At 51.9% G+C, this 26,132-nt stretch carries 25 protein-coding genes; all 25 read right to left on the reverse strand.

Going from position 1 to position 26,132, the window contains the following annotated elements; genetic code table 11:
* Window positions 1–2: 2 nt before the first annotated feature.
* The 25 genes from D3P08_RS15105 to D3P08_RS15225 all read right to left on the reverse strand — a co-directional run bounded on the left by D3P08_RS15105 (window position 3) and on the right by D3P08_RS15225 (window position 26,053).
* Window positions 3–485 carry a YlbF/YmcA family competence regulator gene (locus tag D3P08_RS15105; RefSeq protein WP_119600532.1) on the reverse strand — a complete coding sequence of 161 codons (483 nt, stop codon included), beginning with the start codon at window positions 483–485 and terminating at the stop codon, window positions 3–5.
* A gap of 23 nt (window positions 486–508) precedes the next feature.
* Window positions 509–2,101, reverse strand: a complete 1,593-nt coding sequence (gene miaB, locus D3P08_RS15110) for a tRNA (N6-isopentenyl adenosine(37)-C2)-methylthiotransferase MiaB (RefSeq protein WP_119600533.1) — start codon at window positions 2,099–2,101, stop codon at window positions 509–511.
* Window positions 2,102–2,318: 217 nt separating this feature from the next.
* Entirely contained in the window at window positions 2,319–2,891 is a 573-nt protein-coding gene (gene pduL, locus D3P08_RS15115) for a phosphate propanoyltransferase (protein WP_119600534.1), read from the reverse strand.
* A gap of 81 nt (window positions 2,892–2,972) precedes the next feature.
* Window positions 2,973–3,839, reverse strand: coding sequence for a 2-oxoacid:ferredoxin oxidoreductase subunit beta (locus D3P08_RS15120; protein ID WP_119600535.1), 867 nt, complete (start codon window positions 3,837–3,839; stop codon window positions 2,973–2,975).
* 3 nt (window positions 3,840–3,842) lie between these two features.
* Entirely contained in the window at window positions 3,843–5,576 is a 1,734-nt protein-coding gene (locus tag D3P08_RS15125) for a 2-oxoacid:acceptor oxidoreductase subunit alpha (RefSeq protein ID WP_119600665.1), read from the reverse strand.
* Window positions 5,577–5,760: 184 nt separating this feature from the next.
* On the reverse strand, window positions 5,761–6,708 hold the full coding sequence (locus tag D3P08_RS15130; protein ID WP_119600536.1) for a dipeptidase: 948 nt from the start codon (window positions 6,706–6,708) through the stop codon (window positions 5,761–5,763).
* Window positions 6,709–6,807: 99 nt separating this feature from the next.
* A complete protein-coding gene (locus D3P08_RS15135) occupies window positions 6,808–7,068 on the reverse strand; it encodes a stage V sporulation protein S (RefSeq protein WP_006036664.1) in 261 nt (86 codons plus the stop codon).
* Between the two features lie 164 nt (window positions 7,069–7,232).
* Window positions 7,233–8,027 carry a TIGR00282 family metallophosphoesterase gene (locus D3P08_RS15140; protein WP_119600666.1) on the reverse strand — a complete coding sequence of 265 codons (795 nt, stop codon included), beginning with the start codon at window positions 8,025–8,027 and terminating at the stop codon, window positions 7,233–7,235.
* Window positions 8,028–8,119: 92 nt separating this feature from the next.
* Window positions 8,120–9,667 carry a ribonuclease Y gene (gene rny / locus D3P08_RS15145; protein ID WP_119600537.1) on the reverse strand — a complete coding sequence of 516 codons (1,548 nt, stop codon included), beginning with the start codon at window positions 9,665–9,667 and terminating at the stop codon, window positions 8,120–8,122.
* A 184-nt stretch (window positions 9,668–9,851) separates the two neighbouring features.
* Entirely contained in the window at window positions 9,852–10,556 is a 705-nt protein-coding gene (locus D3P08_RS15150; RefSeq protein ID WP_240647552.1) for a RecX family transcriptional regulator, read from the reverse strand.
* A gap of 120 nt (window positions 10,557–10,676) precedes the next feature.
* Window positions 10,677–11,735, reverse strand: coding sequence for a recombinase RecA (gene recA / locus D3P08_RS15155; RefSeq protein WP_119600538.1), 1,059 nt, complete (start codon window positions 11,733–11,735; stop codon window positions 10,677–10,679).
* Between the two features lie 228 nt (window positions 11,736–11,963).
* On the reverse strand, window positions 11,964–13,211 hold the full coding sequence (locus tag D3P08_RS15160) for a competence/damage-inducible protein A (protein WP_119600539.1): 1,248 nt from the start codon (window positions 13,209–13,211) through the stop codon (window positions 11,964–11,966).
* A gap of 90 nt (window positions 13,212–13,301) precedes the next feature.
* Entirely contained in the window at window positions 13,302–13,877 is a 576-nt protein-coding gene (gene pgsA, locus D3P08_RS15165) for a CDP-diacylglycerol--glycerol-3-phosphate 3-phosphatidyltransferase (RefSeq protein ID WP_119600540.1), read from the reverse strand.
* Window positions 13,874–15,202 (reverse strand): 30S ribosomal protein S12 methylthiotransferase RimO, encoded by a 1,329-nt coding sequence (gene rimO / locus D3P08_RS15170; RefSeq protein WP_119600541.1) that lies wholly within the window; start codon window positions 15,200–15,202, stop codon window positions 13,874–13,876. The genes pgsA and rimO overlap by 4 nt, the downstream gene beginning before the upstream one ends.
* 39 nt (window positions 15,203–15,241) lie before the next feature.
* Window positions 15,242–15,733 carry a YajQ family cyclic di-GMP-binding protein gene (locus tag D3P08_RS15175; protein ID WP_119600542.1) on the reverse strand — a complete coding sequence of 164 codons (492 nt, stop codon included), beginning with the start codon at window positions 15,731–15,733 and terminating at the stop codon, window positions 15,242–15,244.
* Between the two features lie 35 nt (window positions 15,734–15,768).
* Window positions 15,769–16,680 carry a helix-turn-helix domain-containing protein gene (locus tag D3P08_RS15180; RefSeq protein WP_119600543.1) on the reverse strand — a complete coding sequence of 304 codons (912 nt, stop codon included), beginning with the start codon at window positions 16,678–16,680 and terminating at the stop codon, window positions 15,769–15,771.
* A 23-nt stretch (window positions 16,681–16,703) separates the two neighbouring features.
* Entirely contained in the window at window positions 16,704–17,471 is a 768-nt protein-coding gene (locus tag D3P08_RS15185; protein WP_119600544.1) for a DUF3388 domain-containing protein, read from the reverse strand.
* A gap of 173 nt (window positions 17,472–17,644) precedes the next feature.
* Entirely contained in the window at window positions 17,645–17,896 is a 252-nt protein-coding gene (locus D3P08_RS15190; protein WP_119600545.1) for a DUF3243 domain-containing protein, read from the reverse strand.
* Between the two features lie 104 nt (window positions 17,897–18,000).
* Window positions 18,001–18,747 (reverse strand): elongation factor P 5-aminopentanone reductase, encoded by a 747-nt coding sequence (gene ymfI / locus D3P08_RS15195; protein ID WP_119600546.1) that lies wholly within the window; start codon window positions 18,745–18,747, stop codon window positions 18,001–18,003.
* On the reverse strand, window positions 18,744–20,036 hold the full coding sequence (gene yfmH, locus D3P08_RS15200; protein WP_119600547.1) for an EF-P 5-aminopentanol modification-associated protein YfmH: 1,293 nt from the start codon (window positions 20,034–20,036) through the stop codon (window positions 18,744–18,746). The genes ymfI and yfmH overlap by 4 nt, the downstream gene beginning before the upstream one ends.
* Window positions 20,037–20,038: 2 nt before the next feature.
* Complete coding sequence (gene yfmF / locus D3P08_RS15205) at window positions 20,039–21,313, reverse strand: EF-P 5-aminopentanol modification-associated protein YfmF (protein WP_119600548.1); 1,275 nt, start codon at window positions 21,311–21,313, stop codon at window positions 20,039–20,041.
* A 127-nt stretch (window positions 21,314–21,440) separates the two neighbouring features.
* Complete coding sequence (sleB, locus tag D3P08_RS15210) at window positions 21,441–22,214, reverse strand: spore cortex-lytic enzyme (RefSeq protein ID WP_119600549.1); 774 nt, start codon at window positions 22,212–22,214, stop codon at window positions 21,441–21,443.
* Window positions 22,215–22,317: 103 nt separating this feature from the next.
* The gene (locus D3P08_RS15215; RefSeq protein WP_476703858.1) at window positions 22,318–24,966 is read right to left on the reverse strand and encodes a DNA translocase FtsK; all 2,649 of its coding nucleotides are present in this window, start codon (window positions 24,964–24,966) and stop codon (window positions 22,318–22,320) included.
* A gap of 107 nt (window positions 24,967–25,073) precedes the next feature.
* Window positions 25,074–25,298, reverse strand: coding sequence for a YlzJ-like family protein (locus D3P08_RS15220; protein ID WP_119600550.1), 225 nt, complete (start codon window positions 25,296–25,298; stop codon window positions 25,074–25,076).
* A complete protein-coding gene (locus D3P08_RS15225) occupies window positions 25,295–26,053 on the reverse strand; it encodes a ClpP family protease (RefSeq protein ID WP_119600551.1) in 759 nt (252 codons plus the stop codon). The genes D3P08_RS15220 and D3P08_RS15225 overlap by 4 nt, the downstream gene beginning before the upstream one ends.
* Window positions 26,054–26,132: the final 79 nt, after the last annotated feature.

A 26,132-nucleotide genomic window follows, 5' to 3' on the forward strand; every position in this document is an offset into this window, starting at 1 on the left:
TGCTAGTCGCTGCAATTTTCCGGAGCGGGCTCGTTGGCGTTCTCAACGTTAATACGGTCGGATACCGTATCGCGAATAACGGTAACAACCAGCTGCAGCAAGTAGTTAATGTCGGCCTGGCTCTGCTGGAACTCGGTGACGATCGGAATATTGTCGAGCTCGTCTTGAAGAGCTTCCATCTCTCCTTCGATCTTTTTCACCATGTCCGCATTTTTGAACGTCGTTTCGAACGCGACAACTTCCTTCTGCTTTTTCTTAATTTGATTAATCAGCGCTTGTACGCGTTCGTTGCTGTTAATCTGCTTCTCCGCGCGGCGGTAGTGCTGAACCTCGTCGGAGTTATAAATAACCTCGGCCAGCTCCTTCGCCTTCTTCATAATGTCTTCCTTCACGATCAGATCGCGGGTATGGAAGGAAGGAATATCGTTTTCTCCGCCATGATGCATACAAGCTACGCCGTGCTCGTGATTATGTTGCTCTGCCATTTCTAAATCGCTCCTCTATGCCGTTAACTTACGGCTTCATCTAAGGCCGCTTGTACCGGCTCTGCTTTGATATACCAGGTTTGCGTTTCCGTAACTCTTGCTTGAATGAACTGGCCGATCCATTCCTTCGGCCCTTGCATGTGGACAAGCTTATTCGTCCGAGTGCGGCCGGACAGCACGTTCGCGTTGTTTTTGCTTTCGCCTTCGATCAGCACTTCAACAACTTGTCCCAGCATCTCGTCGTTTTTCTCGCGGCCGATTTCTGCAAGCAAATTGTTAAGACGCTGCAAACGCCGTTTCTTCGTCTCCATCGGCACGTTATCCTCCATGCCTGCGGCCGGAGTGCCCTCGCGCGGCGAATAAATAAACGTAAACGCCGAGTGGAAACCGACTTCCTTCACAAGCGTCAGCGTTTCTTCAAACTGCTCGTCCGTCTCGCCAGGGAAACCGACGATAATATCTGATGTCAGCACAACATCCGGAATCGCCTTTTTGATCCGCGCCACCAGGTCAAGGAACGTCTCTCTCGTATATTTGCGGCTCATCCGCTTCAGCACTTCCGTACTGCCCGATTGCACCGGCAGATGGATGTGCTCAACCAAATTGCCTCGTTTAGAAAGCACTTCGATCAAATGATCGTCGAAGTCCCGCGGATGGCTCGTCGTAAACCGGATGCGCGGAATATCGATCTTGGACATGTCGTTCATTAAGTCGCCGAACCGGTATTCGATATCCTCGAAGTCTTTGCCGTACGCGTTAACGTTCTGCCCGAGCAGCGTCACTTCCTTATAGCCCTGACGCGCCAGCTCGCGCACCTCGGCAATGACGTCCTCCGGACGGCGGCTGCGCTCCTTGCCGCGCGTGTATGGAACGATGCAGTACGTGCAAAACTTATCGCAGCCGTACATAATATTAACCCATGCCCGCATGCCTTCGCGCTTCTTCGGCATATTCTCGATGATGTCGCCTTCCTTCGACCATACCTCGACGACCATCTCTTTGCTGAAGTAGGCGTTCTGCAGCAGCTGGGGCAGCCGGTGAATGTTATGGGTGCCGAATATCATATCGACGAATGCGTGCTTCTGCATGATCCGTCCAACGACAGACTCTTCCTGCGACATGCAGCCGCAAACGCCAAGCAGCAAATCCGGCTTCTCCGTCTTTAGCACCTTCAGGTGGCCGAGCTCGCCGAATACTTTGTCCTCCGCGTTTTCACGGATCGCGCACGTGTTCAGAAGGATCACATCCGCTTCCTTCCGGTTCTCCGTCGCCGTATAGCCCATCTCCTCGAACATACCCTTCATCACTTCGGTATCATGCTCGTTCATTTGGCAGCCGTACGTCTGGATCAGATAGCGCTTGCCGATCCCCATCGTGCGAAGCTCTTCCGGGATCGTGAAGTCGTAATGGACCTGGATTTCCTCTTTGCCTCGTTTTTTCTCGTCCTTGTAGGAAGGCGCGGAGCTCAGCTGAATGTTACGGCCTTTAATCCGAAGCGTCGTAACGCCGTCCTCTTCTTTTAAAATTTTCGCGTCGCTGAAGTCAAAATATTTGGAATAGTCCTTTTCGCTTTTGCCGGCCTTCTGGCTGGCCGCGTCCGGAGTCTCTTTATTCATTCTGATTCACTTCCTTTATGCTGGATCCGTTAGCATCATCTATGAAAACTTAAAAGGATAACAATACAAAATTATACCACACCCGCTTCGCCTAATCCATCCGTATGCGGAACAAATGTCTTCCTATCGAAACAACCGGCCGCTTAACATTCGAACGTTCTTGCCGCCCAACAAAAAAGGCAATGCGGACTGTGCCGCATCGCCTCATTCAGTCTTGCTATTCCACAATCTCGGCCATGTCACCGGTTTTGACGCCGGCTGCATTCGCTTCGTCTGTGTCGATATGCATATCGAGCGCATAGGTCTCGTGCACGCGCGCGATTACATTTTCGAACACGACGCCTCTTTCGCCGCCTACGCGAACGCGCAGCTTCTGCTTATCCGCCACGCCGAAGCGCTCGGCATCGCTCGTATGGAAATGGATATGGCGGGCCGCGACGATGACGCCTTCTTCGATGACAACCTCGCCCGCCGGGCCTTGGATCGTAATTCCCGCGGAGCCGGCGATGTCGCCGGACTCGCGAACCGGCGCGTTTACGCCCAACGCAAACGCGTCAGTGCGCGAAATTTCAAGCTGCGTCCGTTTACGGACAGGTCCGAGAATGCGAACCTTGCCGAAGGAACCCTTTGGACCTACGACGGCTACGGTTTCATTCGCCGCGAATTGGCCGGGTTGGGATAACGGCTTCATCTCGGTTAAAGAAGCCCCCTCGCCGAACAAAATGCGTACATGCTCTTCCGACAAATGTATATGTCTTGCTGAAACACCTACTGGTACTTGCTTGCTCATGTTGCTGCACTCTCCATTTACAAATATTCTATACAAGGCAAAGAAAGCATACGGCTAGCTGCCGTATGCTTATCATAGCATTTATTTAAATTCGGAAACAAGCTGATCGAACTGCTCCTGTGTAAGGGCCAGATCCTGTTTCGCCAGCGCCTCCGGCTTGAAGCCTACGATCATGTCCTCGTAAGACTTGCGGGTTGTATTTTGATAGATGAGGCCGGTCAGCATACCGTTTGTTTCCATAATTTTGTTCATTGCCGCTACGCGATCCGACGGATCGTAATCCGGGAATTGGTCAAGGCTTACGATGTTTTCCTTGAACCAGTCATAGGTGTTAATTTTGTTGAACGTCACGCATGGGCTGAACACGTTAATTAACGAGAAGCCCTCATGCTTGATGCCCTGCTCGATTAAGCTCGTTAATCCCTTCAAATCGCTGGAGAATGACTGCGCTACGAATGTGGCGCCTGCGGACATGGCGATTTCGAGAGGCGACAACGTAGTCTCGATCGAGCCTTCAGGCGTCGACTTCGTTTTGAAGCCTTCCGCGCTGCGAGGCGATGTCTGACCTTTCGTCAAACCGTAAATTTGGTTATCCATTACGATATACGTAATGTTCAAGTTACGGCGGATGGCATGAACCGTATGCCCCATTCCGATCGCGAAGCCGTCGCCGTCGCCGCCGGATGCGATGACGGTCAGCTCGCGGTTCGCAAGCTTAACGCCTTGCGCGATTGGCAGCGCGCGGCCGTGAATCCCGTGAAAGCCGTATGCGTTAATATAACCGGAGATCCGTCCAGAACAGCCGATACCGGAGATGACAGCCAGCTGCTCTGGCTCAAGTCCGACATTCGCCGCAGCGCGTTGAATCGCGGCTTGGATGGAGAAATCTCCGCAGCCGGGGCACCAGTTCGGCTTAACATTGTTACGAAACTCTTTGAACGTTGCCATCTCTTAGCTCATCTCCTTGCATGCTTTATAGATTTCAAGCGGAAGGAACGGATTGCCGTCGTATTTCAACAGGCTTTCGATTTTTTCCGAATTGCCGGCGTACATTTTAATTTGACCCGCCAGCTGGGCGGTTGCGTTATTTTCAATAACGATCACTTTTTTTGCGGCTTCCAGGTAAGGCTTCAGCGCATCGGCCGGGAACGGATGAATTTGACGAATGGTGATATGATTGCTGGAAATGCCGTCCTGCTTCAGCCTTTCTCTTGCCGCATCAATGGTGCCGCCGGTCGAGCCCATTCCAATTATAAGTAAATCCGGTTTTTCAATTGGAGCGTCGATACGAAGCGCGTCCCGTATTTCCAGCGCATTCAGCTTTTTCAGCCGCTTATCCATCATGCGGCGCCGGTTTACCGCGCTCTCGGAAGGACGTCCCACTTCGTCATGCTCGACGCCGGTAACATGGTGCAGACCGCCTTTTTCGCCAGGGAGCACGCGAGGCGACACGCCATCCTCGGTAAATTCGTATCGTTTGAACAATTCGGCGCCTTCAAGCGCTGGCGCATCTTGAACCAGCTTGCCGCGCGCGATTTGGATTTTGCTGTAATCAAGCGGCTCGCAGGACTGCTTGCCAAGCGACAGCTGCAAATCCGTCATTACGATGACCGGCACTTGATATTGTTCCGAAAGGTTAAACGCTTCGATCATATCGTAGAAGCAATCTTCGATTGAGGCCGGCGCGATGACGATTTTCGGAATTTCGCCATGCGTTCCGTATACCATTGCGTTGAGGTCGGATTGCTCCTGCTTCGTCGGCAGGCCGGTTGACGGACCGCCGCGCTGCGTATTCACGATAACAAGCGGCGTCTCGGTCATGCCCGCAAGTCCGATCGCTTCCATCATTAAGGACAAGCCGGGACCCGCGGATGCCGTCATCGTCCGCACGCCGGCATAGTTCGCGCCGATCGCCATCGTAACAGCCGCGATTTCATCCTCCGTCTGAATGACGGTTCCGCCGAACTTCGGCAGCTTTTTGATTAAGTATTCCATAATCTCGGAAGCAGGAGTAATCGGGTACGCCGACATCAACCGGCATCCGGCCGCAATGCTGCCAAGACCGATCGCTTCGTTGCCGATCATGAACAGCTTCTGCTTGCCGTCCGCTTCCTCCAGCTTGAATTCGTCCAATGGCCCGCCGGCCAGCTCAAGCACGAAGTCTGCGCCGCGCTTTACGGCCTCAATATTTTTTTCAACGATGGCAGGACCTTTGCGGCCGAATTCTTCCTCTACCGCTTTATTGAACACTTCGAGCGGCAGGCCAAGCAGCGCCCAGGACGCGCCTGAGGCCACCATGTTTTTCATCAGCGACGTGCCAAGCTCCTCGGCCAGCTTCGTAATCGGCACAGGGAACAGCCTAGCGTCAATTCCTTCAGGAACAGACGGGTCGAACTTCGCATCCGCAACGATGACGCCGCCTTTACGAAGCTCATGAGCGTTCAGATCGATGCTTTCTTGGTCGAACGCGACCAGAATGTCCAAATCATCGGAAATTGCCCGGATCGGCTTCGTGCTGATTCGGATTTTGTTGTTGGTGTGACCGCCTTTAATACGGGAGGAAAAATGACGGTATCCATATAAATAATAACCGAGTCGGTTAAGTGCTGTGGAAAAAATTCGGTCGGTGCTCTCTACGCCTTCACCTTGCTGACCGCCAATCTTCCAAGACAATTGACTTATCAAAATGCCCATCTCCTCTGCTCCAAAAAGGTGCATGAATTTCGACAACTGTGTGCATTATATAATAGAATTGTTAAGAGTCACAACAATTTTATGTTTGGATTTCCCGTTTTGCAAGATGTAAACGCTTATAAAAAGCATAGTTTCTTTCGATGAATCCAATATCGAACCGAGATCGGAAATCCGGTCACTCCGCAGGGAGATTATTCTTCAGAAATGCGACCGCGTTGCCGGACAGAATACGTTCGGTTAAGGGCTCCGAAAACCTCCGCAGCATCGCTTCCCGAAGCATCTCCACTTGTCCGGGGTGAGTAAGCGACTCCACATACCGCTCAATCCCGTCGAAATCCGAGCCCAGCATCAAATGGTTTTCCCCGCCTAACGAACAGATATGATCGATATGAGCGAGCACATCGTCTATCGTTGCGCCGCCGTCTGACCGCACAAAATACGGAACATATGTAATGCCGATCAAGCCGCCGCACTCGATAATGGCTCTAATCTGCAAATCGGTAAGATTCCGCGGATGGGCGCAAAGGGCTTGCGCATTGGAGTGAGACGCAATAATCGGCTTCGACGATAATCCGGCCGTATCCCAGAACGCCCGCTCCGACATATGGGATACGTCGATGATGATCCCAAGCTCGTTGCATGCTCGTACGAACTCGGCGCCTTTTGCGGTTAGTCCCCCGCCGCGCGGCTCCATAACGCCGTCTGCCGACCAGTTCGCGTCGTTCCAGGTGAATCCGGCTGCCCGCACGCCTAACCGGTACAAAATACGAAGCATCGACTCCCTGCCTTGCAGCCCCTTTATCCCTTCAAGCGACAAAAGCGCTCCGGTTTTACCATCCGCTATACACGCTTCCAAATCTGCAGCGCTTCGAACGAGCCGCATATCCGGCAGCGTCAGCACTTTCTCATAAAATAGGTCGATACTCTCTAGAATCGGATCGATCTGCTGCTCATCCGCCCTGCTGGTTGAAATATAGACCGCAAAGGCTTGAAGCAGCGTTCCGCTCTCGCGAAGCTTTCCGTAGGTCACGTCAAGCGCGCCCGGTTTATTGCCTTCGAAAGTAAGCTCCTCATCCCTCAGCAGCTTGCTTAAAGCGTCGCAATGGAAATCAACAATTCTCATGCTTCACCTTCACCTCCGCAGCTATCATGGCAAAGCAAAAAACCTGTCTACTTGGTAAACAGGCTAGTCATCGATGCCTTATCGTTAGGCCAAAGCCCATCACCTTGGCTCAACAATTAATTTAATCGCTGTACGATCCTCTCCGTCAATCACAATGTCGGTAAATGCCGGGATGCAAATGAGATCCACACCGCTAGGAGCGACGAATCCGCGTGCGATTGCAACTGCCTTGATGGCTTGATTAAGCGCTCCTGCGCCAATGGCTTGCAGTTCAGCGCCTCCTCGTTCGCGCAGAACGCCAGCCAGCGCGCCTGCAACTGAATTTGGATTGGACTTCGCTGATACCTTTAATACGTCCATAAAAAGTACCTCCCCTAGAATGTTGGATGGATTCCACTTCTAAAATACTATTCGAGGAAAGGAGAAAGATTCCTGCTTTTATCCATTCAACTTCACGCGCTGTTCTGAATGTTCTGAATCTTTATAGCAAAAAAACTGCTCATTGCGAGCAGTTTATCCTATCCTTACATGAGCAGCCATTCATCTTCCGTAAGACGAATTTTGGTCAGCTTTAGCGCTTTGCCTGTCGCTTCATCAATTTCAACCGAAAGACCATGCAGATGCCATTTGCCTTCATCTACGACAAAGCGCGAGGGAAGCTGGGTCAAAAACTTATGCAAGACGGCGCCCTTCTCCATCCCGAGAACGCCTTCTTTGGAGCCGACCATTCCGACATCGGTCAAATAGGCCGTTCCACCCGGCAAAATCGTATCGTCATTCGTTTGCACATGCGTATGCGTGCCAAGCACGATCGATGCGCGTCCGTCCAAATACCATCCCATCGCGATTTTTTCCGAGGTCGCCTCCGCGTGGAAGTCGACCAATATCGCTTTGGTCGATTGCTGCGCTTCTTCGATCAGCTCGTCCGCCTTGCGGAACGGGCAGTCGATCGGCGGCAGGAACGCCCGCCCTTGCAGATTGACAATGGCAAGCTGCTTGCCGTTCGCCTTAATAATAGCCATGCCTTGACCCGGCGCTTCGGCTGAGAAGTTAGCCGGTCTTACGATACGCGGTTCTTCATCGATCCACTCAAAAATATCTTTGTTGTCCCACGTATGGTTGCCCATCGTAATGCCGTTCACACCCCACTCAAAAAACTCTCGGGCGATATTACGGGTAATGCCTCTTCCCGCTGCGGCGTTTTCTCCATTTACAATAATGATATGCGGCTTATATTTATCCCGCAATGCGGGCAATACCTGCTTTAGCGCGCTGCGGCCTACATTTCCGACGATATCGCCGATAAATAATACGTTCATTGCTTCTTCCCTTTCTCTTATGTATCCATTTGTACGCCGCAATGCAGAAAAGTGGCTGACGAGCAGCCACTTTTCCATATTGCTTATGAACATTATTTGGCGTATTCCACTGCTCTTGTCTCACGAATAACCGTAACTTTAATATGTCCCGGATAATCAAGTTCACTCTCGATCTTCTTCGTGATGTCGCGAGCAAGACGGAACGCTTCCGTATCGTCGATTTTCTCCGGCTGAACCATAACGCGCACCTCGCGGCCCGCTTGGATCGCATAGGATTTTTCGACGCCGTCGAACGATTCCGTTATAGCTTCCAGCTTCTCGAGACGTTTGATGTACGTCTCCAGCGTCTCACGGCGTGCGCCTGGACGCGCTGCGGACAATGCGTCTGCCGCGCCGACCAGCATCGCGATAACGGATGTTGCTTCCGTATCGCCGTGATGCGATGCGATACTGTTAATGACGACCGGATGCTCCTTGTATTTCTTGGCGAGCTCAACGCCAATCTCAACATGGGAGCCTTCCACTTCATGGTCAAGCGCTTTGCCGATATCATGCAGCAGACCTGCTCGCTTCGCCAGCGTAATATCCTCGCCCAGCTCCGCCGCCATTAGGCCTGTCAGATATGCGACCTCCATCGAATGCTTCAGGACGTTTTGACCATAGCTTGTCCGATACTTCAATCGTCCAAGAATTTTGATCAAATCCGGATGCAATCCATGAACGCCAACCTCGAAAGTTGCTTGTTCACCGTATTCACGAACGCGCTCGTCGATTTCCTTGCGGGATTTCTCGACCATTTCTTCGATTCGCGCAGGGTGAATGCGGCCGTCCGCAACCAGCTTCTCAAGGGAAGTACGGGCAATTTCGCGTCTAATCGGGTCAAAGCCTGACAAAATGACCGCTTCCGGTGTATCGTCAATAATGAGATCGATACCGGTCAAAGTTTCAAGCGCTCGGATATTACGTCCTTCACGACCAATAATGCGGCCCTTCATTTCTTCATTAGGCAGCGTTACGACGGATACCGTCGTCTCTGCCACATGATCGGCCGCGCAACGTTGGATCGCGAGTGAAATAATATCGCGCGCTTTCTTGTCGGCTTCTTCCTTCGCTTGTTGCTCGATCTCTTTAATCATTTGTGCAGTTTCATGACGCACTTCCTGCTCGACATTGGTCAAAATGATCGTTTTCGCTTCTTCCATTGTCAAGCTTGAAATACGTTCAAGCTCGCTAAGCTGCTGCTTGTAAATCGAATCAATCTGTTCCTGTGTTTCTTCGATTCTTTTCTCCTTGTTGGCTACAGTTTCTTCTTTGCGTTCTAGCGCTTCCAATTTCTTATCCAGCGACTCTTCCTTCTGTAGCAGGCGTCTTTCTAGACGTTGTATCTCGTTGCGCCGCTCACGGGTGTCCTTCTCAGCTTCCGCACGTAGTTTGTGGACTTCGTCTTTCGCCTCGAGAACAATCTCTTTTTTCTGCGCCTCCGCGTCCTTTTTCGCGTTTTCCACGATTTGAACTGCAGCTTGCTCAGCACTCGAAATTTTCGCTTCGGCAATCGACCTTCGAGTAAAATAACCAATCCCAAAGAAAATTGCGCCAACAAGGATGCAAACCAGAATCAAGATCCAGATGCTCACTTCCATCTTGTTCACCTCCTTGTTGCATACACCAAGGCATTGCTTGGGATGTTATTTGGTTTTCAACCGGTTCCATACCGTTTCAACATGTTTCATTTTGACGAAAAAAATCGTTTCGAATCAACTTTTGGAAGAAAAATCGATTCAAAAAATGTGAAGGAATACACAATCATTTTAGCTTTACCTAAAATCAGTTGTCAAGCCAATCGCCATGATCCTCGCCTTCCCGCTCATCGCCGCCGCTCCACTCAATCCCCTTCATCGCTTCGCGGACAATGTCTCCAGGAAATCCTCTGCGCATTAAAAAAGACATCAGCTTCGTTTTTTTCTGTTTTAAATCGCCCTTTAACGAACGGCTTTTTTTCTCTGCAAGCCGCTTGGCCGCGATTAATTCGCTGTCTCGGTCCAGCTCGGACAACGCTTCCGCCGCAGCTTGCTTCGGCACGCCCCTCTGCTGCAGCTCCTGTCTAATCATGAGCCTTCCTTTTAATCCGCTTCTAAGGCGGCTTACGGCAAATTGGCGCGCATATTGTTCATCATCAACAAGTCGCTCCGATTCTAAACGGTTCAGCGCATATTCGACGTTTTCTTCCATTAATCCCTTCCGAGCCAAATACTGCGCGATCGCTTTCCGCGTTCTTGGCTTCGCGCCAAGGTAAGCGACAGCCAGCACATACCCCTGATACCGCTCATCCTCATTGCGTATTTCGGCTGCTTGCGCGGGCGTAATCGTCTGTCCCTTCATTAATCGGAAACGGATCATAATATCTTCATGCACGGACAGGACCGGCTCTTCGCCCTCCGTAAAGATTAAATAACGGCGCTTCTCTTTCCCGTCACGCTTTACAGACCGAATCTCCCATTCCACTGAATCATTGGAAAGTTGTTCATTCACCGGTTTCACCGCTTCCCTCGTAATCCTCTAACGCTTAGCTTCAGCACTAATAACTTCCTTAACTTCGCGGTCAAAAAAACGTCGCCGCTCCCGGCGGGAGCGGCGATGATGGTTCCATTATTATTCGAGCTCGAAATCCAATTCGTCTTCATCTTCGTCTTCATCAGCGGAGAAGTTCGCTTGCGAAGCAGTAGCGGACAAATTGCTTGCGTCACGAATTTGTTTTTCGATTTTACCCGCAATTTCTTTATTATCCTTCAAGTATTGCTTCGCATTCTCACGGCCTTGTCCCAAACGCTCGCCGTCGAACGAGAACCAAGCGCCGCTCTTCTGCACGATATCCATCTCAACGCCGATATCGATCAAGCTGCCTTCCCTGGAAATGCCCTCGCCGTACATAATGTCAATTTCAGCTTGCTTGAACGGAGGCGCAACTTTATTCTTCACAACCTTAATGCGTGTGCGGTTGCCGACCATGTCATTGCCTTGCTTCAGCGTCTCTACGCGGCGCACATCCAGACGTACGCTGGAATAGAACTTCAAAGCGCGGCCGCCTGGCGTAGTCTCCGGATTGCCGAACATCACGCCGACCTTCTCGCGCAGCTGGTTAATAAAGATTGCGATCGTCTTCGACTTCGCGATCGCGCCGGAAAGCTTCCGGAGCGCCTGAGACATCAAACGCGCTTGCAAACCGACGTGCGAGTCGCCCATGTCGCCTTCGATCTCCGCTTTCGGCACCAGTGCAGCAACGGAGTCGACAACAATAATGTCTACCGCGCCGCTGCGCACGAGCGCTTCCGCGATTTCAAGCGCTTGCTCGCCCGTGTCCGGCTGCGAGAGCAGCAGCTCGTCGATGTTGACGCCAAGCTTGCTCGCATACAGCGGATCCAGCGCATGCTCCGCATCGATAAACGCAGCTTGTCCGCCGATACGCTGCACTTCTGCGATCGCATGCAGTGCGACCGTCGTCTTACCGGAGGATTCCGGTCCATACACTTCGATTACTCTGCCTCTTGGCAATCCGCCGATGCCAAGCGCGATATCTAGAGCAAGCGAGCCGCTCGGAACGGTCTCAACTTGCATGTGTGTTGATTCCCCTAATTTCATAATGGAGCCCTTGCCAAATTGCTTCTCGATTTGACGAAGAGCATTATCCAAAGCTGCGCGACGATCCGCCAACCTACTCACATCCCTTTACGATTTATATTTGTATGATACCTTATTTCCGGCAGGTTGCCAACACTTTTTTCGAACACACATTCGCTATTTTTCCTGGTTCCATTCCTCCTTAGGCCCGTAGACGTAAAAAAACCGCAGCAAAGTACTCTTCGCCACGGTTCTTCCGATCACTAGGTTCTATTATAACGCTGGGCCTACCATTTGACAACAGCAAATACGTATTTTTTCCTATTCCTTAAGCGCCTGCCACAACCGGTACATCGCCGCTTTTACCGCCCGCAGTCTTATGATGGAGCGGCCACCGCTTAGCGTGGCCGTATGAACAACCGTCTCTTTTCCTTTCTCCGCGATTGCAAAATAGACGAGACCTACCGGCTTGCCCTCCGCTTCCGCCGGTCCCGCAACCCCGGTCAGCGATACGCCGAAATCGGCATCCGCGATTAGGCGGACATTCTCCGCCATCAGCTTCGCTGTCGATTCGCTGATCGCCCCAGGCGCGTCCGGTCCTTCAAGCTGCGACATCGGAATGCCGAGCAGCTTGTTCTTCATCGCGTTCGTATAGGTCACAACGCCTCCTGCGAACTCGCCGCTGCTTCCTGGCACGTTCGTCACAAGCTCTGCGAACAACCCCCCGCTTATGCTTTCGGCGGATGCCAGACGCCGTCTTGAGCGTCTTAGAAGCTTCACGATCTGCTCCTCGATCGGTATGTCCTCCTGCGCGTATAGATGCTCGCCGACTCTAGCGCGGATGAGATCCACGGTCGCATCGATTTTTGCATTCGCCTCTTCCGCGTTGGCCGCTTTGGTGGATACGCGAATCGAAACCTCGCCTTCCTTGGCGTACGGCGCGATCGTCGGATCATGCTGCCCGTCTATCAGATCCAGCAGCTTCGCCTCCAGATTGGATTCCCCGATGCCGGCGAACTTCAGAAGCCTGGAGAAAAGCGGCTTTTCATCGCCCAGCATGGAGCGCAGCCACTCCTGGCCCGGTCCTTCCAGCATCGGCTTCATCTCCTTCGGAGGACCCGGAAGCAGCATGTACAAGGTGCCATCCGCCTTAAGCGCGTTCCCGACCGCTAGCCCCGTCGCATTATGAAGAGCCTCTGATCCTTCGATCATAAGCGCTTGTCTCCGGTTGCTCTCGACCATCGCCATGCCCCGCGACGTGAACAGCTCTTCAATCGTCTTCATCGAAGGCTCATGAAGAATCAGCTTCCGGTTCAAATAATCGGCGAGCACATCCTTCGTCAAATCATCCTGCGTCGGCCCAAGCCCGCCTGTAAATAATAGAAGGTCGGCTCTGCTTCTGCCGATCTCGATTGCTTGGCGCAGCCGAGCCGCGTTATCGCCGACTACCGTTTGAAAGTAGACGTCGATGCCCAATTCCGCCAGCTTCTGAGAGATGGCCTGCGCATTCGTATTGACAATCTGCCCTAACAACAGCTCGGTTCCGACCGCAATAATTTCAGCTTTCATGTGAATTGCTCCTTTCTCCATCTCCTGACAAATGACAGCAAAAGCACCCCCCCGCACACGGGAAAGTGCTTCTAACCTTTTCAAGCAAAATTACTCAACCGGTATTAAATGTTTATTCTTGACGAAATAATCAATGCCGGAATAAACCGTAATCGCCGCGGCAACCCAGCTTGCGATCACATCAAAAGGGAAATCGATCAGCGCAAACGGAAAATTGTTAAGCAAAAGTGCAATGATCATCGTAATTTGGATCGCTGTTTTCCACTTGCCCCAAGCGCTCGCCGCCATAACGGACCCCTCGAGAAGCGCGATTTGACGCAGGCCAGTCACCGCAAACTCGCGGCTAATGATAATGATGGCGATAAGCGCGTTCAGCTTGTCCATTTCTACGAGAGAGATGAGGACAGCCGCAACAAGCAGCTTATCCGCAAGCGGATCAAGAAGCTTGCCGAGATTCGTTACAATTTTGTTCTTGCGGGCAATATAGCCGTCCAGACCGTCTGTGCTTGCCGCGATTATAAAAATTACAGCAGCGATGATCTGATTATAGGTAATTTCAAAATCCGAGAAGCTAAGTGAGCCCAGATCCATTTTGATTAACAGAAAAAACATGATGACAGGGACTAGGAATATCCTTGCTAGCGTAATTTTGTTCGGTAAATTCACGAAATTCCCTCCCCGGACAGATCGAATTCGTATGCGTGCGTAACGCGCACCTTCTGGATCGAACCGATCTCCGTACGGCAATTTGAAATAAACACTTCGCCGTCGATTTCAGGCGCGTCGTACATGGATCTGCCGATATACACATCGCTGCGGCCGTCGTAACGCTCCACCAGCACGTCAATTTCTTTGCCGATATACTTACTGCTGTTGTCTCGCGACACCTGACGTTGGATCTCCATCAGCGTATTAACTCGCCACTCCTTTACGTCATCCGGGACATGGTTCGGCAGCCGTACGGCCGGCGTGCCTTCTTCGCTGGAGTAAGCGAATACGCCTAAACGGTCGAACTTCATTTCTTTGACGAACTCGCATAAATTCTCGAAATCCTCTTCCGTCTCGCCCGGGAAGCCGACGATTAAGCTTGTGCGAAGCGCCACATCAGGAATGGCAGCCCGGATTTTGGCGACCAGCTCGCGCGTATCGCGCTGGCGGCCCGGTCTGCGCATCCGTTTCAAGATGCTGTCCTCGCTGTGCTGCAGCGGCATATCGATGTATTTGCAAATTTTCGGATTGGCTGCAATCGTTTCAATGAGCTCATCCGTAAAAAATCCCGGATAAGCGTAATGCAGCCTCACCCATGCGATGCCTTCCACCTCGCTGACGCGATTAAGCAGCTCAGGAAGCATAAACCGGTCATACAGATCGGTTCCATAATTTGTGGAGTCCTGCGCAATCAGGCTGATCTCCTTCACGCCTTGAGCGGCAAGCCCTTGCACCTCCGCGACGATCGATTCGATCGAGCGGCTGCGGAAGCTGCCCCTCATCATCGGAATGCTGCAAAACGTACATGCGTTATCGCAGCCTTCCGCGATTTTTACGTAAGCCGTATAGCGCGGGGTCGTCACTAGTCGAGGAAGCTGCTGCTCATAGTTAAAGACGGGATTGCCGACACGGATCGGCTTCTTCCCGCGCAGCGCTTCATCGACAATGTCATTAATGTTATGGAAGTCGCCTGTTCCGACGACGCCGTCGATTTCCGGCATCTCCTCCATGAGCTGCTGCTTATACCGCTGCGTTAGACAGCCCGAAACGATCAACGCTTTCAGTCGTCCCGTTTCCTTCAAATCCGCCATTTCCAAAATCGTATTTACCGACTCTTCTTTGGCCGCATCGATAAAACCGCAAGTATTCACAATGATGACTGTCGCTTCATCCGGCTCATCCACCAATCGATAGCCGCGTTCATGAATCAATCCCGACATAATTTCGGAATCGACTAGGTTTTTCTCACAGCCTAACGTAACAACCTTCACTCGTTCTGTCATGTATGTAATTCAAATCCCTTCTATCCTGTGTTCCCGGCATTACCGATAATTCGTAAATTGCAGCTCCACAGGCAGATCCGCTCCGCGAAGCAAGGCGATTACCGCCTGCAGATCGTCGCGGCTTTTCCCCGTTACTCGAATTTGATCGCCTTGAATTTGGCTTTTTACTTTGAGCTTGGAATCACGAATGAGCGTGTTGATCTTTTTGGCGACATCCTGCTCAATGCCTTGCCTCAGCTTAATCCGCTGTCTGACAGTCCCGCCCGATGCCCCTTCAATCTTGCCGTAATCCATATTTTTGATGGGGACTCCGCGCTTGATCATTTTGGATTGCAAAATGTCAATGACACTTTTCAGCTTATACTCGTCGTCGGATCCGACGACCAGTTCTTCCTTCTCAAGAGCAATACTGCTCTTGCTGCCTTTGAAGTCAAAACGCGTCTCGATTTCACGTTCGGCCTGCGTAATCGCATTAGACAGCTCCTGCATATCCACCTTCGACACGATATCGAACGAGCTTTCTGAACTCATAATCCTCTCTCCTTTACTTCAAATCATTCCATTCCTTATTCGCTGGTAATCGAACCCGGAGCCGTCGCCGACGGCGGCGGAGTTGACGCAGCCGTACCTTCATCACCGGCAGCCAGCGGATTCAGTAGCAGCTTTTTGGAGCTTGAACGGTCGCCGTCCGGTACGGGAACGCCGTTAATCGTAATCTCCGTAAAATCCGCCCGTCCTACGTTAATGTAAATAGGCCCGGTCAGATCATAGGTTTGAACGGCACCGTCCTCAGCGTTCGCGTAATACAGCTTTTCCCCGCGGGAGTTCCCCGAGCGTACTTCCACCCAGTTCCGGCCGCCTACAACCTTCAGCTCAACCTTATGCTGAGCTCCGGCTGGACCTATATCGTACTTATCCGCCTGGCCAACCTTGCTGCTGAACGTAACCGTTGTCGGCGGAGGAGTCGGGGTAGGAGTCGGCGTAGCCGTTGCCGGAGCTTGGCTAGGCGTATCCTCCGTAGGCGGCGGCGTCTGCGCATTGTCCGTAATATTGGTATCGTCCGCTTTGTCGGGTGTCCCGGATTCCTTGTTGAAATAGAAATACCACACTAGCACAACGATCAGAATAAGGAAGCACCACATGACGAGGCTAAACCCGATTTTCCCAAGCCGATCCGAGCCTTGCGATTTCATTCGTCTCGGCTTGCGCACGGGGAGCGGCTCCGACGTTTGCTCGACCGCAGGCGCCGGCACTTCATGCTGATAAAGCCGCAATACTTCATCCGGATCAAGGCCGACTGCCTCGGAGTAGTTTTTTACGAACGCGCGCACATAGAAGGACCCCGGCAGCACGCTGTGATCGCCAGATTCAATCGCTTCCAAATACCGTTTCCGAATTTTCGTAAGTTCCTGGATATCGTCGAGGGAATACCCCCTCTCTTCTCTTGCCTTGCGAAGCAAAGCGCCCAAATCAGACATGATAAGCCTCCTTCCCCGTAGGTTTAGAAATCATCCGAATAGTTGGCAGTAAACGACTCATATGTAATTTCTTCATCCGGCGTATTCCGCAGCTCCACGATAATATCGAAATGGCTGTAGTCGTAATGAGACTCTTTGATAAAGATATCGGGGTGTTCTATCACCTTCGTGGAAGGCATTGCCATAATCTCCTGCAGAAGCGAGTGATGCCTCTCGTTCGAGCGTATGGTACTGACGATTCCGTCTATAATAAAAATGTTGTTGGGATCCATCTCTTCCTCCGACAGCTGACTGCGGACAGTTTGGCGCAGCAGCGTCGATGAGACGAAGGTCCAGCGCTTATTCGAGCAGACGCTTCCCGCGATAATCGATTCCGTCTTTCCTACGCGCGGCATCCCCCTCAAACCAATAACATGATTGCCTTCGCGTTTAAACACTTCTCCTAGGAAATCGACAAGAAGTCCAAGCTCGTCCCTAACAAAACGGAACGTCTTCCGATCATCGGAATCTCTTTCAATATATCGGCCGTGGCGCACTGCGAGAATATCGACAATCGTAGGCGTACGGAGCTTATTCACGGTAATGTTATCAACCTTCTGAAGCATCTTTCCGAGCAATTCTATCTTCTCGTCATCGTTGGTTTGCAGCAGCATGCCGCGCGTCCGATCCTCGACGCCGTTAATGGTCATAATATTCACTTCGAGCATGCCGAGCAATGAAGCGATATCACCAAGCAGTCCGGGGCGGTTCTTATGTATTTTGTATTCCATGTACCATTGCTTCGTTTCCAATGCTGTCACCGTCCTAAACTTGAATGATAAATAGGATAAGGGCAAAAATCAAGTGTGCGTTTGCATTCGTTTTCCATCTTCTTGTATTCTACAAATTTCGTCACAATCCTGCAAAGATCAAAACATTGCAGAAAAGCCTCCGCGAAAGGAGGCTTCCCTGCTCGTTATAAGTGCTACGCTTTTTCGACAAGCTTGACCATCAGCTTTGAGATTGTCTTCCGGTCTTCTTGGTCCCCTACGTCCCAAAGCTGCTTCAAAACACGCTCTTCTTCATTTTTCGGATCCACTTTCTCGTCAAGGAAAGAACCGATCTCAAAGGCCAGATTCGTAATCGTCTCTTCCGTAAGCCCCATGTTCTTGCCTTGCGCTACGCGGTCCTTCAAAAAATGCTTCCATGTTTCGAAGTTGGTAAGGACAGTTGACATGCCTCTTCGCCTCCTAAATTGGTGTTGAAAAGAATCATCAACAGTCGTTATTTTGCGCACTTTAACGAACGTTTATACCTTAAAACAAAAATGATGCTCGAGGCTTAAGTATGCCAACCGCCGTTCGGGCTTATAATTTGTCCGGTTATGTATGAGGACTCCGGCAAAGACAAGAAGTACACAAGCGACGCGATTTCATCGGCGGAGCCGAAGCGGCCGGCCGGTATTTCCTGCTCCAGCGCCGCTTTCTCCTCCGAATTAAAGCCGCTCATCATGAGCGTATCGACGACGCCCGGCGCCACGGCGTTAACGGTCACGCCGGAGGGCGCCAGCTCCTTGGCCAGCGCCTTCGTGAATGCGTTCATCCCGCCTTTGGTCGTCGAATACAGCACCTCGCATGAAGCGCCGGACATCCCCCATACGGAGGATACGTTAATGATCCGGCCGTACTTCTGTCCGATCATATAAGGCATGAACAGCTGCGTGCATAAAAACATGCCTTTCAAATTAACCGCCATGACGTCATCCCATTCCTGCTCCGTCACGTCGGCCAGCATTCCGTAATGCGATATTCCTCCGTTATTGACCAGAATATCCGGGTAGATGCCGTGACTGTCCAGTTTATCCCGCATCCGCTTGAGCTGATCGCTCGAGCGGAGATCCGCCGAAATCGTCATGACATTGGCGCCTAGAGCCATACACATCCTGGCCGTTTCATTCGCGTGCTCATGCGATTCTAAATAATGAATGACAATATTAACCCTTTCCGCGGCAAAACGTTTGGCAATTGCGGCGCCTATTCCGCGGCTCCCCCCGGTAATTAATACTGTCGTCTCTTGAAGCGTCTTCATTCGCTTGCGTTTGTTTTCTCCACAATGGATACGGCAAGCTGATTGAAATCGAAATGCTCGCGGAGCCTTGCGTTCACTTCATCCAGCGTGCAAGCCTCATAGAAGTTCAAGACATCAAACATGTCGCTGTCGCGGAACCGGTAACGGGTAAATTCGCCCGCAATCGATTCGGGGGAGTTCAGCATGCGCAGGTAGCTGCCGATTTTTTTGCGTTTGGACCGTTCGAACGTCTGCTGGTCGATGCCTTTGGTAATCGCTTCCGTTATCCCCTCGCGCAGTCCTTCGATCAATGCGTCGGGATCGGGCGTATCGCCGCCAAGAACAGAGAAGGCGTAATCCCTGCTTGAATTGTATTCATGCCCGAAGGAGTCGGAGATGAGGCTGCGCTCGTAGAGCGACTGGTACAGCTTAGAGCTCGGACCGACCAGCGCGTCAAGCATCAGCTTAGTTGTCACTTCGTTCTTCAGCTGCTCCGCGCCTTCGAGACCAACCCGCTTCTCCTTAAAGCCCAGCATGCATTTCGGCAAAGAAACGGGAAGCTGCGACACCTTGCGCGGAATTTTGACGCTTGTCGGCTCCTCATCGAAAAACCGTTTAATTTCGCCCTGCGGCTTAAAGGTCTTCGCCTTCTGATTGTCGCGGACCAACTGCATAATTTCTTCAGCGTTTACGCCGCCCACAACAAACAAGAGCATATTGGACGGATGGTAAAACGTTTCGTAGCAGCGATAGAGCGTTTCTTTGTCGATCTGGTAGATCGATTCCACCGTCCCCGCAATATCAATATGAACGGGATGTTTATGGTACAAGGCGTCGATCAGCCCGAAATAGACGCGCCAATCCGCATTATCCCGGTACATATTGATTTCTTGCTCGATGATGCCCTTTTCTTTGTCCACGTTGGCGTCCGTAAAATATGGCCTTTGCACAAAGTCGATTAACGTCGTTAAGTTTTCGCGGATCTTTTCGGTTGCGGAGAACAGATAAACGGTTCTGTCGAACGTTGTATACGCGTTTGCGCTTGCTCCTTGGGAGGCAAAAACCGCAAAGATATCGCCTTCCGGCTCCTCGAACATTTTGTGCTCCAGGAAATGCGCGATGCCGTCGGGAACGCGCTTCGCTTCCTCGTCGCCTACGGCAAAAACGTTATCGACGGAGCCGTATTTCGTTGAAAAGGTCGCATACGTCTTCTGGAAGCCTTCCTTCGGAAGCACGATCACTTCAAGACCGTTATCCAGCACTTCGCGGTATAACGTTTCTTGCACCTTCGGATATTTTAACGTTTCCACGGTTAAGCCTCCTTCCGGTCACGCAGGAAATAGATCGTATCGAGCTGCACGCGCTTGGCGACCTCCGTAATTTCCGCCGGCGTGACAGCCTGCACTTGCTCCAGCAGCTCGGCGGAGGTTCTGACATTCCCTGTCAGAACGCTGTTGAAGTCATAGGAGAGCATCTCGTACGCGGAATCCTGCAGCTCTCTCAGATGCCCGGATATCATCGCTTTCGTCTGATTCATTTCGAGCTCCGACAACTGCCCCTGCTTCATGCTTTCCAGCTGCTCTTTAATGATTGCGACCGCCTTCTCGTAATTGGCGAATTCAATGCCCGATTGAATCGTGCAAATCCCTTTGTGCCCGTCGAGTCGGGAAGCGGCGTAATAAGCCAGGCTCTCCTTCTCGCGCACATTAATGAACAGCTTCGAATGCGGATAACCGCCTAATATGCCGTTATACATTAACACAGCAGGATACAGCTTATCGTCGTAGCTGATTCCTGTCCGCAGCCCCATGTTGAGCTTGCCTTGGCTGACGTCCATTTTGTCGACAACGACCTTGACGTCGCGGACCGGAACATCGACCTTCGGACGAACATAGCTGGCAGGAGCGCCCGGCTTCAGCTTAAACGCCTTTTCGACCAGCTGCGTCACTTCCTCCAGCGAAGTGTCGCCTACAACATACAGGTCGAGCGCCGCGCTTTGCAGCCATTCCTCGTATTGGCGGTATAACGATTCGGGCGTAATGCCGTCAATATCGGCGAGGCGTCCAAGCGGATGCAGACGGTAAGGCTCATCCGCGCACATCTCTTCGATACATCTTTCCGCCGCATAGCGGATCTTATCGTTCACGATCGCTTCCAGCCGTTTACGTAGCGTCGCCTTCTCCGCCTCTACATACTTCGCACGGAACCCGCCGTTTTCGAGGCATGGGTCTGTCAGCGCGTCGCCTAAAAATGAAATGGATGCCGCAAGAAGCGACTGGTCCGAAGAAACGAACTGATCGTTTATGACGTCCATGCGAAATTGCACAATCTGCGAATCGCCTCGTTTATATACGTCGAAACCAAAGCCTGCGCCGTACAAATCATCCAGCTTCTCCCGAAATGCGATCGTTTCAGGCGTCTTGGCTGTCCCCCTGCGCAGCACAAAAGGAATAAGCGCGATAGGCGTAACCTTCTCTTCATTTAAAGGCACGCCGGCAAACAATGAAATCGCAAACGTTTTGAATCGTTTCGTCGGCAGCACATGCAAGCGAATGCGCTCAAGCTGCCCTCTTTGAAATGAGGTCACACGGTTTGCTCCCTTCGGGCAACGTCGTTTTTACCATTTTAACCTATCGGAAATGGAAGAAGCAACCACGCTGCGCTCGCGCAGAAGCGGCTGCTTCCCTTATGTTTGGCTTATTGTTACGACTGGGTTACATGCAAAAAATATGTTTGCCGATCGTCTTAACCTGCGGACGCGTCCAGATCCATGCGGAAGTGGCGGTATTCGGATTAAAGTAGTATAGACAGCCGCCGGTAGGATCCCAGCCGTTGATCGCGTCCTCTACCGCCCGCTTCGCGTTTTCGTTCGGCGTTAAGTAAATTTGTCCGTCAGCGACCGCCGTGAATGCCCGCGGCTGAAAGATAACGCCGTAGACGGTATTCGGGAAATTTTCGTTCCTTACCCGGTTCAATATAACGGCCGCAACGGCAACTTGACCTTCGTACGGCTCGCCTCGCGCTTCTCCGTAAACGGCGTTCGCCATGATGCGGATATCATTATCGGTCAGACCGTATCGGTTGGAACGAGATAGGCCCCCGCCTCCGCCGCCTCCTGTTGAAGTGGCTTTCTCCGTCCCGCCGCCCGCTTGCGTCGTTCCCGGTTTCCAGCCTTTTGTCGCATCCACAAGCTTTTTCTTCGTGTCCGCGCCGACAATGCCATCCGATTTCAAGCCGAACTTCCATTGAAACCAGGTTACGGCTCCTTTCGTCTTCTGGCCGAAATCGCCGTCTATCTTGCCGTTATAATAACCAAGATAGGTTAGGCGTCCTTGCAGCTCGCGTACGTCATCACCGACTGAACCAACCTTTAATGTCGCATTGCTGAACGTTTCCGCTGTATGGCCGTCGTAACCATTTCGGAATGTATACGCGCCGAATACGAGCAGAACGATGATCGAGGTCACCGCTATCAAACGAGTTCTCATGTAGGGATCTGCCTTTCTCATGCAAGTTAGTTCGCTTCAGGTAGCGTTACCTGACACTAGTATGAGAAAGTTCCCCAGTTTCTATGCACCGGCCAATCCAATCTTAGGAGCTGATGCGACTTGCCTGCAGCTGCTCGAGGGACATCAGCACTTCACGCGGCTTGCTTCCTTCGTACGGCCCGACAACGCCTCTCGCTTCCATCTGGTCGATCATTCTTGCGGCTCTCGTATACCCGATCCGCATTCTTCTTTGAAGGAGCGACACGGACGCTTGCTTAGCTTCCACAACGATTTGTACGGCCTGGTCGAACAGCTCGTCCAGCATCATTTCATCGTCGTCGCCTTCATCTTCATTAATTTCAGGCACCAAGTCCTCTTTATATTCCGCTTCTCCTTGGTCGCGCGCGAACGCAACCAGCGCTTCTACCTCCTGATCGGAGAGGAACGCGCCTTGCACACGGATCGGCTTCGACATGCCGACAGGCAGGAACAGCATATCCCCCCGGCCTAACAGCTTCTCTGCTCCCGCCATATCGAGGATCGTTCTCGAATCGACTTGCGACGAGACGCCGAACGCGATGCGGGAAGGAATGTTCGCTTTAATAACCCCGGTAATGACGTCGACGGACGGACGCTGCGTAGCGATAATTAAATGGATTCCCGCTGCGCGCGCCATTTGCGCGAGTCTGGCGATCGAGTCTTCCACATCTCCCGCAGCTACCATCATAAGATCCGCAAGCTCGTCCACAATAACGACGATATATGGCAAAATCGCGGCAGGATTTTCGGCCATCAACGTGTTATAACCTTCAATGTTCCGCGTTGACGATTTAGAGAACAGCTCATAACGCTTCTCCATTTCGACAACGATTTTTTTCAGCGCGAGCGATGCGCGGCGCGGGTCGGTTACGACCGGCGCAAGCAAATGCGGAATGCCGTTGTAGACGTTCAACTCGACCATTTTCGGGTCAATCATCAAAAACTTGACCTCATCCGGCTTGGCCTTGTACAGAATGCTTGTAATAATACCGTTAATGCAGACCGATTTGCCCGAGCCTGTTGCGCCGGCTACCAGCAAATGCGGCATGCGCGCCAAATTACCGACGATCGTCTGGCCGGAAATATCCCGGCCAAACGCAATAGACAGCTTGGAGGTCGAGTTTTGGAAGGCAGGCGTTTCCATCACCTCGCGCATGGTGACGACGGACACTTCCATATTCGGGACTTCGATGCCGATCGCCGATTTGCCCGGGATAGGGGCCTCCATCCTTACATCCTTCGCAGCCAGAGCCAGCGCGATGTCATCCGTCAAGCCGACAATGCGGCTTACCTTGACTCCCGTCGCGGGCTGCACTTCGTAACGGGTTACCGCAGGTCCGCGAACGACGTCCAGCACCTTCGCTTTTACGCCAAAACTTTCAAGCGTTGCTTCCAGCTTCCGCCTTGATTCATACATATCCGTTGCGTCCGATCCCTTGGATAAGCCGCTTGGCTTATGCAGCAAAGTAAACGGAGGCAGAAGATATGGCTTCTCTGATGGCGTTTGTTCCGAAGCAGATCTTTGCGCGGCGCCGCTCTCCGCCTCAGCCCCTGTTACAAGCGCATCGGAATCCAGCAGCGGGTCGCGCTGCGGCGGCTGCTCTTGTTCGAAAGCATGGATATCATCCATCGATTCTGAAGCAAGCTCCTCTGCCGGCTGTCCGAATGCCTCTTGCTTATCTTCATTCCAAGCTGGGGTTTGATGATCCGCTTCGATTGATTCATTATGTATGCCGGATACGGAATGACCCGACGGCTCTTCCGCCTCCCAAGGCGGCAGGGTGTCGTCCATTGCCTTCTCCTGCTTCGGATAAGCTTCTCCGGCAGGTTCCCAGCCCGCATTTTCTTCATTCACCCATGTAGGCACGGCTTCAGGCTTCGCTCCGCGTTCGTGCTTGTCCTCATGCGGGAGCTGCCATTCATCGTCATGCTCCGGGACTTGCTCTTCTTCTCCGCGATCCTGAGAAGGCCAAGAAAAAAATAACGATCGTTTTTTCCTCTGAGGAACAGGCTGATAAGACAAATCGTCGTCGTCGATTGTTCCGTCATCGTCCGGCTGATCATGGGTCTTCGCAAGCGCAACTGCTGCAGCCTTACGCTTGCGCATCGCGCTTCGTTTGGCGAGAAGCAGCTTGATCAAGCGGCCTGTGCGTTTACGCAAAATACTCATCAGCTCTACATACGATTTGCCCGTGACAAGCATGATAGCAATGGCGTACATGACGATATTAATAATTAACGCCCCGTAATAGCCGAACAGCATAAACAACATGGCGTATTGGATGGCGCCGGCATAACCGCCGCTAATCGATTTATCGCGTATCGACACATCATCCTCCGGCGCTACCGTAATCAGCTGGTCCCTTAAGTCAGAGCCAAGGGTGCTTAAGATGACGCCGCTGCTAAGCGCTTCGCGGTCTACGCCAGCATATCGCATATTCATTTCCGATATTGAACTGCTAAGCGTAAAAGCGAGGACGAGGATAACTAACCCCGTCCTCCGGCTCGACCAGGTTTTCGGCCATGCCCGTTTGACCATGACAACCAAACCTACGTAGATTCCGATAAGCGCCAAAACAAAATAAAACTTGCCGAGCACAAGCCCGAACAGCTTCGACAAAGCGCGCCCTACGGCAGCTTCCCCCGAGAGCGCAATGATGGATATCGTAATCAGCAATATGCCGTATACTTCATATTTTAATTGTGCGCCAATTGATTTCTTTTTCCTTCTCTTTTTTGCCAATTCCGTCACCTCTGGTCTCCCATTATACCATAAATTTTGGGACAGGGGCTATGACGAAAGACTTAAACCGGCAAGACCTAACCGTTTAGAGATCCGTAATGGATAATGCATCCCGGCGACAACTCCGGATTCAGGTAATCGTTCAGGGAGCAATCGAGCAGACGCACAATCCGCCCCATGCCGGGAGCAAGCGGAACAACCTCCATCTTGATCCCATTTACCTTAACTTCATGCGTCGGTTCCGGGTCGGAGTCAAAGCCTTGAAACACAAGCTCCATCGGAATGATCGTATGCAGCGTCATTGCGTGATCCCCCCGCCTGGCGTCAGATCGGATGCTCTGCGCAGCTCAATCATGGCGTTAAGCTCTCTAAGCGCGTCGCCTAAACCGCCTACCGCATCGATCAAACCATGCTTAACCGCATCCGTTCCAATAACGGTTGTGCCGATATCCCGGGTCAACTCCCCTGTTTTAAACATCAGCTGCTTAAACGTCTGCTCCGCTACATTCGAATGGGAGGTTACAAATCGCACGACCCGCTCCTGCATTTTTTCCAAATATTCAAAGGTTTGCGGCACGCCGATGACAAGACCGTTCAGACGAATCGGGTGTATCGTCATCGTCGCGGTCTCCGCGATAAACGATTTATTCCCGGCCACCGCAATCGGAACGCCGATGGAATGACCGCCTCCCAGCACAAGCGTAACCGTCGGCTTGGACAAGGATGAGATCATCTCCGCAATCGCGAGCCCCGCTTCGACATCTCCGCCTACGGTATTTAAGACGATCAGCACGCCTTCGATTTTTGGATTTTGTTCGGCGGCAACAAGCTGCGGGATAATATGCTCGTATTTTGTCGTTTTGTTCTGAGGAGGAAGGATCATATGGCCTTCCACTTGGCCGATAATCGTCATGCAAAAAATATTCGACTCGGCGGCCGTAGGCGTTTGTGCCGTGCCCAGCTGCTGGATGTTTTCAACAGCGGGATTCAGCTTTTTCTCGGGAACGCCCGGTTCAGGCTGCTCGTTCCTAATGTTTGGATATAGAAGGTCTGTCATCGTTTCATGTCCCCTTTGGCGCTTGATTCATAGCTCATCATAGTATGGGGACGAATGGTTTTTTTATTCGGTTCCAGGC

It is taken from the genome of Paenibacillus nanensis (assembly GCF_003583765.1).
Lineage (GTDB): Bacteria > Bacillota > Bacilli > Paenibacillales > Paenibacillaceae > Pristimantibacillus > Pristimantibacillus nanensis.